The following is a 16,304-nucleotide window of genomic DNA, read 5'->3' on the forward strand; positions in this document are numbered from 1 at the left end:
GAAATGGAGGAAGGTCAACGGGATTCCATATTTCGTAGAAGACGCACCATATTGGGGCGAGTCAGGGTTGCCACAGGACGTCATGCGCAACATTCTGAAACAGATGGAATCGCGCGATTGGCACGAAGTGCTTCTAAACTACCCAGACGCTGCCGTGCGAAACAGGTACAAGTTTATTGCTGATACATCTCGCGCTCGTTGGCACGAAAAGCTGGATTTAGGGCCCGAGCATAAAGTGCTTGATCTCGGGGCCGGGCTCGGCACCGCCACCGAAGCGTTAGCTGGACGCGGTGCCCAAGTGTATTCCGCAGAGCAGGTGGAAGAACGCGTACAGTTCATGCGCATTCGTTTTCAGCAAAAGGGATTTTCGAACGTTCACCTCCTTCGTGCCGGCGCGGATTCGCTCCCATTTCGGGGCGCGATCTTTGATCTGATTGTGCTCAATGGAGTGCTGGAATGGATGCCGTTCAGCAGACCACAGGATAATCCCCGTGATGCACAGTTGCATTACCTCAAGAAAGCTTACGATCTGCTCAAACCCGGAGGCACCCTGTATTTGGGAATTGAGAATCGGACAAACTACTCCCTGCTCTTGGGATCCTCCGATCCTCACATATTGTTAAGGTGGGTAGCGGTTTTGCCGAGGCCTCTGGCGAATGCAGTGACGATGAAAAAAACCGGGCAGCCTTATCGTACCTACATTTATTCCTATAGGGGATACTGCAAAATGCTTTCGGAGACAGGCTTCAAGAACGTGAAGGGATACGCAGCGCTACCGTCCTACGCGAATCCTCAGCGAATGGTGGATCTTGGAGCGAATGGAAATGAATTGTCTGACGAAGTGTGGCCGACCGTCAACCCGGTATCGAAGGCTTTTAAGAGCTTGGCATTGCGCTTCGACAAGCTCAAATACTTCGGCCCAGCATATGTAATGTTTGCACAAAAATAGCGCCGATGATTATGGCGCCATCCGCCAGCTGTTTTGCCATTCAGAAGCACCAGATTGAGCTTTTGGCGCGTGTGATAGGCGCGACCGCGTGCCGATCGTTTTCGCGTCACAGCGTTAGCGGTCCGTTGTGCGTTATCGACTCCGATGCGCAGAGAAGAGAACGACAACCTGGTAAGGGATTCAGCTTGAATGCCGCCAGTGCTGGTCGAACCATTGCAGTCGCACTTCGGCGGTAATATTTTTCCGATCAATGACGGGGTGGCCCTCGCCGTCCACGTACGGATCATTGCCGCGACGGTGTTCACGATCGGCCGCAATGGGCTGCGAGCCGGGACCCGCGAAGCCACGTTGCTTGCTCCCTGCTCTCTACACCCCCAACACTATTGCTACGGAGCCGGTAGTCGTTATCGCGGTTTAGTCTTTTGCAATGCTCTTCCTCGGCGAGTTTGCCACGCCGGGACCTTGCAATCGGTAGAGTGGCTGAGCGGGCATCTGCCGGCCACCTCGACTCGGTGCTCCTGATCGCTCCGGCGGCCCCAGCCGAGAGATCGGAGGTCGGCGCTTTAGAACAGGGCAGCTTGTAACTTTCGGTGCTTGCGGAGAACGTGGTTCCGCAGACAGATAGGAAGTGGCTTCGTTGCTGGCCACAATCGTGGGTCGTTTTCGTTCAGGGAAACCACGCGATCATTGTCACAGCGTTCTTCGTAGTCTTCAAGTACAGTCATTTATTTGTTCTCAGTATTTCCGCCGCGTCGGCGCGAGATGAGGAGACCTGCAGGTGGACGATATTTTCCAGCAATTGCGGCAAGCGATTATTGACGGCATGCCTTCTATGGCGAAGGTAGCGGCGCAGAGGGCGCTGGCGGACGGCGTGGAGCCGATGCTGGCGCTCAACACGGCCTGTGTGCCGGCGATGGACTACGTCGGCGAACGTTTTGGCTGCCGGGAGATGTTCCTGCCTGACGTGCTCGCATCTAGTGAGGCGATGAAGGCCGCCGTTGCCGTGCTCGAGCCCGAGATGAGGAAACGGGGCGATCGGCGCGAGGTTCATGGCCGGGTCATTTTGGGCACTGTAAGGGGCGACATCCATGAGATTGGAAAAGGATTGGTCGGCATCCTTCTGGGGGCCAGCGGTTTTGAAGTGCACGACCTTGGCGTTGGCGTTTCGCCAGAGGTATTTGCGGCCAAAGCGCGCGAACTGAAGGCCGATATCGTCGGCGTTTCGGCGCTGCTCACCACGACGATGAATCTGCAGCGCGACGTTGTGCAGCGTTTCGATCGCGAGGGGCTGCGGCCGGCGGTCAAGGTGATCGTCGGTGGCGCACCCGTGTCGCAGAAGTGGGCGACGGAGATCGGAGCTGATGGCTATGGCAAAGACGCGATGAGCGCGGTCGCACTGGCGCGCAACCTGATGAAAAAGGATCGACCGTGAGACCGAAACTGGAATTGCTCGATCGCGATCTCGTCCGGCGCATCCTGGAAGAAGCATTTCAACTGATCGACGAGGTTGGCGTAAGAGTGCAGACGCCCGAAGTGATAGAAATGCTGCGCTCTGCCGGAGCCCGCATCGCCGAGGGACGCGCGCACATCCCCACCAGCCTGGCACAGAAAGCGCTGGCGTCGGCGCCGCGCGAATTTCATCTGTATGACCGAAGCGGTCGCGCTGCCGTTCATTACGGCGGCGATGATGTGCATTTCGATCCCGGCTCATCGTGCCTCAATGTCCTCGACCCCGATACGTTACAGGCACGACCCGCGCAAGCCGCAGACCTCGTTCGCCTCGTGCAAATCACGGAGATGCTGCCGCAGTACGCGGCGCAGTCCACCGCGGTCGTTTGTGGCGATGTGCCGCAACAACTCGGGGACTTGTACCGCCTGTTCCTGGTGCTCTGGTATTCGGACAAGCCGGTGGTGACCGGCGCCTTCAGCGCCAAAGGCGTGCAGCCGATGATCGATCTTCTGGCGGTCGATGCAGGAGGGCGAGCAGCGCTCGCGGCAAAGCCCAGGGCAGTGTTTGACGTCTGTCCATCACCGCCTCTGAACTGGTCGGAGTTCGGGGCGGAGAACCTTGTGGAGCTGGCGCGAGCGGGCGTTCCGACAGAAGTCGTTTCCATGCCCCTGGCAGGTGTGGCCGCTCCGGTCACGCTGGCAGGAGCGGTGGTGCAGCACGCGGCCGAGAGCATCAGCGGCATCGTGATCCATCAGCTTGCGGCTGCGGGTGCACCGATCGTGTGGGGTGGCGCCGCGGCCATCTTCGACATGTGCTCCGCGACCACTCCCATGGGCGCGATCGAGACCGCCATGATCGACCTCGCCTGTGCGCAAGTTGGCAAGCATCTCGGTTTGCCAACTCATACGTATCTGGTCGCCAGCGATTCGAAGCTGGTCGACGCACAAGCGGGCATGGAGAGCGGAATCTCGGCCATGCTCGGCGCACTCGCCGGCGTCAATATGATTTCTGGGGCGGGCATGCTGGACTTCCTTGCGTGCCATTCGGTCGAAAAACTGGTGATTGATGCCGAGGCGATCGCCTCGGCGCAGCGCCTGCTGGAAGGCATCGCGGTGCGCACTGAAACGCTCGCGACTGCAATGGCAGCGGCTGCGGCTATATCCGGGGATTACCTGAGCCTTCCAGAAACGCGCCGGCTGTTCCGCAGTGAACAGCATTTTCCGTCGAGTGTCATCGATCGGAGTTCCGGTACCCAAGAGGAACCGGGCGATACCTTCCGCCGCGCTCGCATTCGTGTTGCCGAATTGCTGGCGTCGTATCAACGGCGACAGCTACCGACCGAGCTCGAAGAGAGGCTGCGTGCGGTGGTTGAGGAGCGTGGCCGGGAGTTTGGTCTCGAGCAACTGCCCGGCGTTTAAACAGACACACGGATGATCAGGCTTTGATCTCCCGTTACTACATAGGCCAGCGCGAACCGAGGCAAGAAACTGGAGTTGCCATGTTCTTATGCGCTTTCGCATCGGTGTCTACGGTCCGATTTCGGGCGGGCCGAGGTGTACGAGTGCTGACGTATCCTTCCGGAAAGATGCCGGTGGTTGCTCTGATGTGAATAGGAGATGGAGCTAGAGCATTGATCGTTTAACGTCGATCATCTCGAGAAGGGATGGGATAACGACCAAACTCCTCGGCGGCCTCGCGCAGCTTTTGAATATTTGCCGGGGGCGCTGAGGGGGGGACCGAACATGCCGTGCTGAGGATGTAACCTCCGCCCGGGCCTGCGGTGAGGATTCGTTCGCGTGCTGCTGCAAAGGTCTGTTCGGGAGTACCAAGTAGAACGGTGTTGACGGGATCGAGATTGCCTTTGAGGAACTGTTTGCCTGCCGTGATGCGCTTCGCATCAGCCAATTCGACGGTTCCCAGCGGCGGGGGATCGAGAGTGTCGATACCGTCGGTTCCAGTGGCGGCCATGAGATCGAGACGGTCTCCAATGGCTCCGCAGGTATGCGTGTAGATGGGAATATCCGAACTTTTCTTAATACCTGCAATTACTTTTTGTTCGTAGGGCAGTACGAACTCCTTATAGTGTTGACGGGAGATCAACCCACCGCCCGCAAATGCGGACGAAACGACAATCGCATGCACGCCGGCAGCGACTAGTCCGCGTCCGAGCCCGATCGTACCTTCAGAAAGCGCATCAAGGCACGCCTTTGCTTTTCCTGCGTCGTACACCAGCGACAGGAACCCGTTCGTGTAATCGAGCATTTCGATGAGCTGCGAGAAAGGTGAAAACACTTCGCCGTGGACGCTGATTTCATTGCCGACGCGCTCCACTACGTAGTTGACAGTGTCGTAGTGCCAAGGAGGGAAAAAGTCATCTCCTCGAGGCGCCGGCTCGTCGTCAAATCCCCACGAGTAGGGATAGGTGATACCTGAGAGATCGTGCGGATCCATGTAGAAGAGCTTTTCGGGGTCGACCTCGGCAAAGGTCGGAAAGTAGCGCGTTCCGTCCGACTGGTAGACGTGGGGATTGTCATCTTCGGGCGCGACCGTGTACCAGCCGTTTTTCCAGCGGATCCAGCGCTCACCCTCGTGCTGTTCGATTTTCGTGATGTACTTACTCCAGTTCGGATCGCGGCCCGGAAGGTTGATGAGGATGCCGTCGAATCCATACCGCTGCTGCAACGTAATCAGCGCCTGGCCGAATGCCTCGGTCGAATGCCAGATGTCGATCTCATCCAGGCCTGAATGCAGGAAGTAATGTCCGAGCGCGAGTTGGCACATAACTGGCACGCGATCTGGGATTCGCAGCTGCATGGCGGCATTCATGCGTTCACGACTGTTCATCTCTGCCTTCTTGGTCACGTGGTTGTTATGCCGGTGATTTTACTCGGAAGTTTTCGCTTGGCGAGTGAGCACCATCACCGGTGTGGCATTCACAGGAGGCGCACGGGGCACTTCGAGTGAGTTCGAACTTCTGATTGCCCGGTAAGAACTGCCGAGATACGCTGCTGGCGTCATTCCAATCATTCATATGGCACTCACTAGCCTCGACTGGATCGCAATCGTCTCATATCTCGTCATCACCCTGACCCTCGGTCTTTACTTTCGGCGCAAGTCCGGGAAGAGCACCGAGGAATATTTCGTCTCCGGCCGCTCCGTCAGTTGGTGGCTCGCCGGAACCTCGATGGTGGCCACAACTTTCGCTGCCGACACACCCCTGGTTGTTACTGGATTGGTGTACACGCAGGGCATCGCGGGAAATTGGTTGTGGTGGAGCTTCCTGCTTTCTGGAATGATGACCGTCTTTCTCTTCGCGCGAATGTGGCGTCGCTCCGAACTCATCACCGATGTTCAATTCGCGGAGTTGCGATACTCCGGGAAACCAGCCGCGTTCCTTCGGGGATTTCGAGCCATCTATCTCGGCCTCTTGATGAACTGCATCATCCTTGGCTGGGTCACCAAAGCGATGGTCAGCATCATTGCGATCGTGCTTGGTGTCAGCCAATGGAGCGCACTGGCGATTTGTGTCTTTTTTCTCATACCGTTCACCGGATTGTACGTAGCCCTGGGCGGACTGTGGGGTGTGCTGTGGACAGACCTGTTCCAGTTCGTGCTCAAAATGTCCATCGTGATTGCCGTTGCGTATTACGCTATTCACGCCGTCGGTGGCATGGGGCCACTGCTTCGCCGGTTGTCTAACCTGCAACACTCGAATCCTAATTCGGGCAACGCGGTTGCGTTTTTTCCCGACTTCACGCAAGGGTTCACCCACGAATCCCTCTGGACGCTCCCGGTAATTACCCTTCTCGTCAATCTCGGATTGCAGTGGTGGGCGTTCTGGTATCCCGGGGCGGAACCTGGAGGTGGAGGCTACATTGCGCAGCGCATCTTCAGCGCGCGTGACGAACGGCACGGCGTGCTTTCAGTATTGTGGTTCAATGTGGCGCATTACGCCCTGCGGCCCTGGCCCTGGATCTTGACCGCACTTGCGGCCATTGTTTTGTATCCCGGCCTTGAGCACCCCGAAGATGGGTACATGTTAGTGGTTACGCACCACGTCCCAGCCGCTCTCCGCGGCATTGTCATTGCGGGGTTCATGGCGGCATTCATGTCTACCGTGGCGACGCAGTTGAATTGGGGGGCTTCTTATCTTGTCGCCGACTTCTACCGCCGATTCGTCCGGAAATCGGCCAGTGAACACCATTACGTCCTGGTGTCACGCCTATGCACAATTCTGCTCGTTATCATTGCCGCCGTTGTGTCTGCGAACCTTTCATCAATCAAAGGAGGATGGACACTCGTGCTGGAGATCGGTGCCGGTACAGGGGCTGTGTACCTATTACGCTGGTACTGGTGGCGCATCAATGCCTGGAGCGAAATTTCTGCGATGGCAACCTCATTGGGCGTTACTGTACTCCTGCACTGGAGCGCGCTCTGGATGCGACTCGTCGGGCGTCCGCAACTCTTCTCTGGATCGGCGCCGGTGGTCTTTGCCGAATCTGCACTCGTAACGACCGTAGTCACCACCCTCGTTTGGCTAACAGTTACTTACGCTACGCGCCCTGAGCCAAAAGAAGTTCTTGTCCCGTTCTATCGCAAGGTTCGGCCGGATGTGCGCGGATGGAAACCGGTTGCAGCGCTTTTGCCCGAGGTGGCCGCGACGCACAATATCGGCCGCGACCTGTGGGCATGGCTACTCGGGTGCGCCATGGTCTATATGGCGCTCTTTGGGAGTGGAAAATTGTTAATGAAGGATCCAGTGCGCGGAATCGTGCTACTCGCAGCCTCCGCCCTGGCCGGCATTACGCTTTACCGCCAGCAATCTCGGTATCATTGGGGTGCAATCGACAAATAGCTCACTCAATTGGCCGACGCGTGGGGTTGATTTCGGATCGGCTGTCCACGACGATTACTATCACCTGCGTTTCAGACCGCGAGTAAACTGTACGGCATGAACATCATTGCTATCAGTGCCGCCATCATTCTAGGTATGACAACTGTCACAACTGTTCAAGCTCAGGAGTTTGGCCCCAACAATCCGTTCTACGCGCCGAGTAAACTGCCTTTCCAGGCGCCTCCGTTCGACAAGATCAAGGATTCCGATTATCAGCCCGCCATCGAGGCAGGGATGGCGGAGCACCGCAAGCAAATCGAGGCTATCGCGAACAACCCCGCCGCACCGACTTTCGAGAACACGATCGTCGCCATGGAGAAGAGTGGTCAGCTGTTGCAGCGGGCGACCACCACTTTTTTCGCGGTTGTGGGCGCGAACAGCAATCCGGACCTTCTCAAGGTCAGGCAAATCGAAGCGCCGAAACTCGCGGCTCATCAGGACGCGATATACCTCGACGCGAAGCTGTTCAAACGCGTAGCCACCATATACAAAGAGCGCCAGTCGCTGAAGCTCACTCCGGAACAACTTCGGCTGATCGAGTATGAGTACAAGGAGTTCGTACGCGCGGGCGCCAATCTCAGCGAATCGGACAAGGCGGAACTGAAGAAGATTAACGAAGAGCTGGCGACTTTATCCGAGACTTTCTCCAGCAAGCTTCTCGCAGCCACGAAAGAAGGCGCGTACGTCACGACCGACAAGGCTGCCCTGGCGGGGTTGAGCGATGCCGAAATCACGGCCGCCGCCGAAGCGGCGAAAGGCCGCAAGGTGGAGGGGTACGTCCTCTCGCTCCAGAACACGACGCAGCAGCCGGTTCTCGCTGAGTTGACAGACCGTTCGACCAGGCAGGCGATCTTTGAGAGGTCGTGGGGACGCACCGAACGCGGCGATGCCAACGATACGCGCGACACGATTGCGAAGATCGCCCAGTTGCGCGCTCAGAAGGCGAAGTTACTTGGGTATCCGAATTTCGCCGCCTGGAAATTGACCGACCAGATGGCTAAGACGCCCGCGGCTGCGCTTAAGTTCATGGACGACCTCGTCCCGGCGGCCACCGCGCGAGACGCGGCGGAAGCAAAAGATATCCAAGACCTGATCGACAAGCAGACCGGTGGCATCCAGTTGCAGCCGTGGGACTGGGAGTTCTACTCCGAGAAGGTTCGAAAGGCTAAGTACGACCTCAACGAGGAAGAAGTTAAGCCGTATTTTGAGCTCAACAACGTCCTCCAGAACGGTGTCTTCTTTGCAGCGAATCAGCTATATGGCCTGACGTTCAAGGAGCGCACGGACCTCCCGGTCTATGCTCCCGGCGTTCGCGTTTTCGAGGTTTCGAATGCGGACGGGACCCCGCTTGCACTTTTCTATTGCGATTACTTCAAGCGCGACAACAAGCGGGGCGGGGCCTGGATGAACAACCTGGTCGAGCAGTCGTGGTTGCTGGGCACCAAACCGGTCGTCACAAACGTCGCCAATTTCGCTCCTCCAGCGCCGGGCGAGCCTGCGCTCCTCACGTCCGACGACGTCCGGACGATGTTCCACGAGTTCGGGCACGCGTTACACGGCATGTTTTCAGACGCCGAGTATCCGAGTCTCTCCGGAACCTCCACCGCGCGGGACTTCGTCGAGTTCCCATCGCAATTCAACGAGCACTGGGCGACGTACCCGTCCGTCTTCGCCCATTACGCGAAGCATTACAAGACCGGCGCCCCGATGCCCAAGGAACTCGCCGAGAAGATCGCAAAGGCGAAGACCTTCAACGAGGGATACGACACGACCGAACTGCTCGCCGCAGCCGAACTCGACATGAAATGGCACGCTCTTCCCGCCGATGCCGCCTTGCAGGATCCGGACAGCTTCGAAAAGAGCGCGCTCGAACAGAGTCACCTCTGGATCACCTACACTCCGCCTCGTTACCGCTCCAGTTACTTTGCGCACATTTGGGGCAGCGGATACGCTGCGGGCTACTACGCTTACATTTGGACGCAAATGCTGGCTGACGACGGCTACCAGTGGTTCGAGGAGCACGGTGGCCTCACGCGCGCGAACGGGGACCGGTTCCGCAAGATGGTTCTTTCGAGGGGCAATACCGAGGACCTCGAAAAAATGTACGAGACCTGGCGGGGCAAGAAGCCGAGTATCGAGCCCATGCTGAAGTACCGGGGGCTCGTGGCCGAGAAGCCTTTGAAGTAAGCTTCGGTATCGAATAGCTTTAACACACCCGGCGTGCTTTCCGCCCAAGGGAAGTCACCGGGTGTTTTTCGCTTTGTCGAGTTTCCCTTCATATTCACCCTGCATCAACGCTGTCGGTAACTACGGAACGGGTGCCTATCCGAGCGGGCTTTGCATGTTGGGCAAGATAGTTGGTGCCGATGATTCCTATTGAGAGAGTGTGGGTGGGCACAAGTCGGCAGTCATAGCCTTCATCGGAGAATCAATTCACCTTTCGACATGTGGCGTTCAGCAGGCGATGTCACGAGAAGTTACTCTTTGCCTTCCAGCCACATCTGTCCGTTCGCGGCGGCGACGGCGCGGGCGGAGCGTTCCACGGGTTCGAGCTCGGGGATATCTTCCTTGGTGGCCGCGCCAAGTTCGTTGAATTTGCGGGCGGAGACCAGGACGCGGCTCTCGAACGAGCCGACGGCATCGTTGTAGCACTTCACGGCGGAATCCAGACCCTTGCCAAGCTTTTCTAGATGTGCGGCCATGGTTCGGAGGCGCTCGTGCAATTCACGGCCGAGGTCGGAGATGGTTTGCGCGTTTTCGGCAAGCTTCTCCTGTCGCCAGCCATAGGCTACCGCCCGCAGTAGCGCAATCAGTGTTGTCGGGGAAGCGGGAATTACTCGCTGTTCCACTCCCTGTTCGATGAGCGCAGGTAGTTGTTCGAGGGCCGAGCTGAAGAACACCTCACCGGGCAGGAACATGACGACGAATTCGGGCGTCGATTCGAACTGCTCCCAGTAGCTCTTCGCCGCCAGCTTGTTCATGTGGTCTTTGATCTGTCCGGCGTGCGCCAGAAGCTTGGCGCGACGGGTGTCTTCATCGGGTGTCTCGAGGGCCTCAAGATAGGCCTGCAGCGGAGCCTTGGAGTCGACGATGATCTGCTTGCCGCCCGGCAGGCGGACGATAAGGTCGGGACGGACGCGTCCATCGTTAGTGGTAACGCTCTGCTGCTCGACGAAATCGCAGAAGGGAAGCATGCCGGCGATTTCGACGACACGACGCAACTGGATTTCTCCCCAGCGGCCACGAACCTGCGGAGCACGCAGGGCCTGAACGAGGCGGCCGGTTTCGGTCTGCAACTCTTTCTGCGTGCCGATGAGCGACTTCACCTGGGCGCTGAGATTACCGTAGGCTTCGGCGCGGTCCTTCTCGATGAGTCGGATTTGCTGGTCGACTTTGCCGAGGGATTCCGAGATCGGCCTGACGAGGGCTTCGACCGCTTGCTTGCGCTGTTCGAGGTCGCCGGAAGCCTGGTTTTGAAATTGCGCTAGGGATTCTTTCGCCAGTTGGAGGAACGATTCGTTGTTGCTCTGCAGGGCCTTGGCGGCGAGGGAATCGAATGCGTTCTTCAATTCGGCGCCAGCCTTCGTGAGCAGTTCAAGTTTTTCGGCAGCGGCCTTGCGTTCTTGTTCCAGCGTGGCTCGTAGCGTGGCTGTTTCGTTTTGTGCCTGCTGGAGTTCTTTCGCACGCCCGTCAAGTTGCGACCGCAGGGAAGCCAGTTCCTGCTCCTGCAGTCGGGCCCGTTCTTGGAGTGCAGCGGAACGGGCTTTCAAGAAGAGCCAGGACAGTGCAGCGCCAATCGCCGCGCCGAGCAGGATATAGAGGGGCATAATCATCTGGTAGAGATTGTACCGCGACGTGGATAAGGATCAACGCGGAGGAGGCAGAGGGCGCGAAGGGAAATGATGAATGGGATAATAACGACGAAGAGCGCGGAAAACCGCGCTACTCCTTAATTCGGACCGTATCAGGTTAGGATGTTCCAACTGTGGTTTTCGTGAGGACATCTCAGATTTGGGCAAATTCGTGAAACGTTCTAGCATTTTCATCTTGGGATTTCTGTTCGTCGCGGGTGTAATAGCTGCGGCTGCGCAGCAGTTCGACTCGGCCGCGGAGCAGGAGATATTTCGACTGGTGAACGCAGATCGCGCGCAGGCCGGGTTGCCGCCGCTAGAACTGGACGCGAGGCTAACGGCAATTGCCCGGAAACACACCGAAGAGATGGCGCGGAAGCAAACCCTGGCGCACCAGTTTCCTGATGAGCCTGACGTTCGTCATCGTGTGATTGCTTCCGGGGTGCGGTTTGAGATGAGTGGCGAGAACGTCGCCAACAGTCGCGACGCCGATTCCGCGGAGCGTGCGTTGATGAACTCGCCGCCGCATCGGGCGAACATCCTGCGGCGACAGTTCAACGCTATCGGGATTGGCGTGATTCACGCTGGAGACAGCATCTATGTGACGCAGGATTTTGCGCAGCGCCTGCAGGAATTTACGCCGACACAGGCGGAAAACGCGGTGTCGCAAGCGTTCGAACAACTGCGGCGGCAATCGGGAGCGCCATTGTTGCCGCGCGTTCGGCAACCCAACCTGCGCCAGTTGGCCTGCGATATGGCACGCAATGACCGGCTCGAGACGGATCTCGCACGGGATATCGCAAATGTGAGAGGCGTAGTGGTGTGGACGGCCAGCGATCCGCAGAAGCTCCCCGCCGACCTGCTGAAGCTTAATAAAACTACCGCAAGCGGTTGGTCCGTAGGAGCCTGCTTCGCCTCAAGCCAGCATTATCAGAACCCGGTGTGGTGGATGGTCGCGGTGACATATTTCTAGAAGTCCCATTTTGCAGGAACAACAAAGCCCTCAATTGCTGAGGGCTTTGCCGAGTAGCTGAGTCGCTACTGCTGCGGTTTCTGCGGTGGCGGATTCTGCTGTTGTGGGTTCTGCTCTGGCTGCCCGTTCTTGTTCTTCTGGACCTCCTGCCCTTCGTACGTGATCTTCGTGTTGGAGCCGAAACGCTTGTAGTTCGTGTACTTCACTATTTCACGAATATGCACGTCGCCAGTCGAGAAGTGCAGTGTGTCGTCGATGCTGGTGTAGGTGGGGAACCAGTATTTGCCGTCGATCAGTTCACGGTACGTCGTGAAGTTCGGGAATAGGTTTTCATTATTCTTCTTCCGAATGTCCGGCACGTTCTTGCCGTAGGTTTTTACGATCTGGAAGTCGGTATCGTCCACCCAGATGCGCCCCTGAAAGTAGCGTTGCTTGGGCTCGATCTTCTTTGGCGCGACGTCGAAGACGTAGGTATTGAGTTCGTCCTCGCGCTGCTGCCCGAGGTAGCGGATGTCGTATTCGGGAATTTCATCGGAGGTGAGCACGAACGGCAGCCGATGGCGCAGGTCTTCGAAATCTTCGCGTGACATCGTGATGTTCTTGAGAGTGCTTTGCGGCGCGAAAGTGACGTGCTCGATGCGATTGCCCTGATCGTCGAACAGAATGTCGCTGACCTGTCGGAATTCGCCGCTGCCGTTGGCCCCGTCATCTTCGACGGTCAAGTCCTGCGTCCAGGTGTAGTGTTCGCGGGCTTCCTTGAAGACCTTTTCTTTGGCGGCGAATTTCTGGATTACCTCATCGGGCGTTAGGCCGTTCTTGGGTGGCTCGTTGACGAGCGGGCCTTCGCCCCTTTGTGCCACTGCGGCCAGCGGCGTCAGGCTGAGCAGGCAGACAATAGCCCAAGCCCAATTTCCAAAGCGGAACATGTGCTTTCTTTTCATCTCAAGATTCCCGGGATCTTACGTTGTTTGGATGCAAACCGAGCAGCGGAGTTGCTGTTAACTATTGTAAAACGGTCGCCGGTAGTTGGTGGCCGGTGGTTAGTGATTTGCGTCAGTTCGTAGTGAGGTTCTGACTATCTATCAGCCACCAGCGGCCAGCCACGGTTTGTGCCGACGTTTCCTTTTGCCCTAAGTCTCTTGTCCTTATAAACTTTTCCCGCCCATGGAGGTCCCATGATTCGCCGCATATTCTTAGCGATTACGCTTTTTTGTTTAGCTCTTCCACTTTTGGCCCAGACGAAGCGCCCCTTCACCTTCGAAGACATGATGAAGCTGAAGCGTATCGGCGACTTCACCGTCTCGCCCGACAGCAAGTGGGTCACCTTCAGCGCCGTCGATGTCAACCTCGATGCGAATACCCGAAAGTCCCATCTCTGGATCGTTCCCGTGGCCGGAGGCGAATCGCGCCGGTTGACGGCGGAGGGCAGCAGCCAGACGGAAGATCGGCTGCGCTTTGCGCCTGACGCAAAACGCGTGCTATACACCATCGTTCGCGACGGCCATTCGCAGATCTGGACGCAGGACTTTGATCCCGAGCAGGGAGCGCTGGTCGGCGCGCCGCATGAAGTAACGAACATTTCGACTGACGCCGACGGTGCGATCTGGTCCCCCGACGGCAAGTCGATCCTGTTCGTCTCTGCCGTCTATCCCGATTGCCGGGACGACGCCTGTAATAAGCAGCGCGACGAGGCCGCCGAAAAGAGCAAGGTCAAAGCGAAGATATTCACCCACCTGCTCTACCGTCACTGGACCGCCTACAGCAACGGCAAGCGCTCGCACTTGTTTCTCGTTGAAGCCGACTGCGACGCCGAAGGCGGCAATACCGCCTGCGCCGGACGCGACCTCACTCCTGGCGACCACGACGTGCCACCGTTCTCACTCGGCGGGCAGGACCAGTACCAGTTCTCGCCCGACGGCAAGGAGATCGCCTACACCAGCAACCTCGATGAGGTCGAAGCCACCTCAACCAACAGCGACGTCTTCACCCTCTCGCTGACCGACCCCAACGCTAAGCCCAAAAACCTGACCGCCGAAAACAAGGGCTCCGACTCGACCCCGATGTACTCGCCCGATGGCAAATGGCTCGCCATCCGCTCGCAGTTCCGGGCGGGATACGAGAGCGACCGGTTCCGGTTGAGACTGATCGATCGGGCGACCGGGAAGATCACGAACCTGACCGAGAATTGGGATCGCTGGGTCGATTCGATGGGGTGGGCCGCAGATTCGAAAGCACTGCTGGTAACAGCTGGGAACGAGGGCGAGGCTCCGATTTATGTCGTTTCGATTACAGCTCCGCTAAATCGGAAGCTGGCTTCGGGGGAGACACTTGTTCCGCAGGCATTAGTTCCGCACGGCACCAACGACTCTCCTATGGCAGTTTCGGGGATTCAATCAAACGCGCCCCTTGCGAGCACAACAGATCCGAACAAGGGCATTGTTGTTTTCGCTCGCAACTCGGTTGCGTTTCCGACAGAGCTTTTCGTCCTCGATTTGAAAAGGTGGGAGAGTGCAGCTTCCGCTTGGGATTGCCCCACCGGTAAGGCTCCCTGTCCGGAGATCCCGCAAGCTCAACAGCTGACGCACCTGAACGATGCAGTTCTGTCAGGGATCTCCATGCAGCCCGTAGAGTCCTTCTGGTTCACCGGTTCCGAGAAAGCCAAAGTCCAAGGCTTTATCGTAAAGCCGCCGAACTTCGACGCCTCGAAGAAGTATCCCGTGAAGTTCCTCATCCACGGTGGCCCGCAAGGCGCATGGGGAGACGACTGGTCCTTCCGCTGGAACCCGAACCTGTTCGCCGCCGACGGCTACGTCATCGTGATGATCAATCCGCGCGGCTCGACCGGCTACGGGCAGAAGTTCATCGACGACATCAATGGCGATTGGGGCGGACGCGCCTACCAGGACCTGATGCTCGGCCTCGACTACGCCGAGAAGACGTATCCGTTCATCGACAAGAATCGCGAGTGCGCCCTGGGCGCCAGCTACGGCGGCTACATGGCCAACTGGATCCTCGGACACACCACGCGCTTCAAGTGCATCGTCTCGCACGACGGCATGTTCAACTCCGAGTCCGCTTGGGGCACCACCGAAGAGTTATGGTTCAACGAGTGGGAGTTCAAGGGCACGCCGTGGACGAACCGCGAACTCTATCGCAAGTGGTCGCCACACCTCTTTGCCGCTAATTTCAAGACGCCGACGCTGGTCGTCCACAGCCAGCTCGACTACCGCCTTGACGTCAGCGAAGGCTTCCAACTCTTCACCACGCTCCAGCGCCTCGGCGTCCCGTCGAAAATGCTCTACTTCCCGGATGAGGGTCACTGGGTGCTAAAGCCGCAAAACTCCCAGCTCTGGTGGAAGACGGTCGGTGACTGGGTGGATCAGTGGACCAAGAAGTAAGGGGAAAACTGCAGCCGCGGATTTCCGCGGATAACGAAGAACTCAGGAGCTTTAGTGTCAATGAGATACGCGATTATCCGCGCGAATCCGAGGTCGCTTTTTGGCGTTCACAAATCACCCGGCCATCGTCCAGATATCACTGCATTCGGGTCATGAAGGGTGGGATAACAGAACCTTCAGGAGGCCGTTATGCATGACTTCGGCACCCGAATCCGCCCCGAAGAAATTACTCCCGAGCTTCGCGAACAGCTCATCGGCGACTGCCGTTTATCGGAGATACTGCTTCACACTGCCGCGTTTCTGGGTGTCGTTGCCGTATCGCTCCTGCTATCGCTCGTTTATCGCTGGCACCAGGAGCCTTGGGGGAGCGAATGGCGCCCCATCGTATTCGCGGTCATGGTGGGAGTCTTGGTCATGATCGGGATCCGCATGTGGTTCCATTGGGAGAACCGCTTTCTGAAAAATGCGCCCGCAGCACCGGCCGAGGTTGAGGAGATCGACGTTACCGCTGACCACAAGCACTACCTGAAACTGAAGTTCGACCCTGCGTCGGCGCCCGGCACACCATCGCACGAAGGAGAAGTAACCGCCGAGTTGCACACTGATGCGCCGGCGTTCAACGAGCAGTTACACACCGGAGATCTCGTGTCCGTCATTTATGAGCCGTCGAATCCAGAGCATGTCGAGGTGGTTGAAGTGGAACACGAGCATCCGGTTGGGGCGAAGTAGAGAGAAGACCCACATCTGCTGAATGCGGCAGATGCGGGCACTGTACGAGGGCTCGGTGGG

At 57.8% G+C, this 16,304-nt stretch carries 11 protein-coding genes; 8 read left to right on the forward strand and 3 right to left on the reverse strand.

Annotation, left to right across the window (positions count from 1 at the left end; translation table 11 throughout):
• Window positions 1-103: 103 nt before the first annotated feature.
• The 3 genes from ROO76_16530 to ROO76_16540 all read left to right on the forward strand — a co-directional run bounded on the left by ROO76_16530 (window position 104) and on the right by ROO76_16540 (window position 3,817).
• Complete coding sequence (locus ROO76_16530) at window positions 104-949, forward strand: methyltransferase domain-containing protein (GenBank protein MDT8069769.1); 846 nt, start codon at window positions 104-106, stop codon at window positions 947-949.
• 778 nt (window positions 950-1,727) lie between these two features.
• A complete protein-coding gene (locus tag ROO76_16535; GenBank protein ID MDT8069770.1) occupies window positions 1,728-2,381 on the forward strand; it encodes a corrinoid protein in 654 nt (217 codons plus the stop codon).
• Window positions 2,378-3,817, forward strand: coding sequence for a trimethylamine methyltransferase family protein (locus tag ROO76_16540; protein MDT8069771.1), 1,440 nt, complete (start codon window positions 2,378-2,380; stop codon window positions 3,815-3,817). Before ROO76_16535 ends, ROO76_16540 begins: the two co-directional genes overlap by 4 nt.
• Window positions 3,818-4,037: 220 nt before the next feature.
• Here the strand turns inward: ROO76_16540 and ROO76_16545 are convergent, their stop codons facing one another.
• Window positions 4,038-5,243 carry a uroporphyrinogen decarboxylase family protein gene (locus tag ROO76_16545; protein MDT8069772.1) on the reverse strand — a complete coding sequence of 402 codons (1,206 nt, stop codon included), beginning with the start codon at window positions 5,241-5,243 and terminating at the stop codon, window positions 4,038-4,040.
• A gap of 187 nt (window positions 5,244-5,430) precedes the next feature.
• On the opposite strand from ROO76_16545, the gene ROO76_16550 reads away from it, so the two are divergent.
• Both ROO76_16550 and dcp read left to right on the forward strand, forming a co-directional pair.
• Window positions 5,431-7,254, forward strand: coding sequence for a sodium:solute symporter family protein (locus ROO76_16550; GenBank protein MDT8069773.1), 1,824 nt, complete (start codon window positions 5,431-5,433; stop codon window positions 7,252-7,254).
• Between the two features lie 135 nt (window positions 7,255-7,389).
• A complete protein-coding gene (gene dcp / locus ROO76_16555) occupies window positions 7,390-9,480 on the forward strand; it encodes a peptidyl-dipeptidase Dcp (GenBank protein ID MDT8069774.1) in 2,091 nt (696 codons plus the stop codon).
• Between the two features lie 290 nt (window positions 9,481-9,770).
• On the opposite strand, the gene rmuC is transcribed toward dcp, so the two are convergent.
• Entirely contained in the window at window positions 9,771-11,120 is a 1,350-nt protein-coding gene (rmuC, locus tag ROO76_16560; protein ID MDT8069775.1) for a DNA recombination protein RmuC, read from the reverse strand.
• Window positions 11,121-11,316: 196 nt separating this feature from the next.
• Here rmuC and ROO76_16565 point away from each other — a divergent pair, with 196 nt between their 5' ends.
• Window positions 11,317-12,117, forward strand: a complete 801-nt coding sequence (locus ROO76_16565) for a CAP domain-containing protein (GenBank protein ID MDT8069776.1) — start codon at window positions 11,317-11,319, stop codon at window positions 12,115-12,117.
• A 65-nt stretch (window positions 12,118-12,182) separates the two neighbouring features.
• On the opposite strand, the gene ROO76_16570 is transcribed toward ROO76_16565, so the two are convergent.
• Window positions 12,183-13,058 carry a hypothetical protein gene (locus ROO76_16570; protein ID MDT8069777.1) on the reverse strand — a complete coding sequence of 292 codons (876 nt, stop codon included), beginning with the start codon at window positions 13,056-13,058 and terminating at the stop codon, window positions 12,183-12,185.
• Between the two features lie 234 nt (window positions 13,059-13,292).
• On the opposite strand from ROO76_16570, the gene ROO76_16575 reads away from it, so the two are divergent.
• Together ROO76_16575 and ROO76_16580 are read left to right on the forward strand one after the other, a co-directional pair.
• Entirely contained in the window at window positions 13,293-15,515 is a 2,223-nt protein-coding gene (locus tag ROO76_16575) for a S9 family peptidase (protein MDT8069778.1), read from the forward strand.
• 189 nt (window positions 15,516-15,704) lie between these two features.
• Window positions 15,705-16,244: a hypothetical protein gene (locus ROO76_16580; protein MDT8069779.1), complete on the forward strand. Its 540-nt coding sequence runs from the start codon at window positions 15,705-15,707 to the stop codon at window positions 16,242-16,244.
• Window positions 16,245-16,304 lie beyond the last annotated feature (60 nt).

Source organism: Terriglobia bacterium, from assembly GCA_032252755.1.
In the GTDB taxonomy this organism is placed as follows: Bacteria; Acidobacteriota; Terriglobia; order Terriglobales; family Acidobacteriaceae; genus JAVUPY01.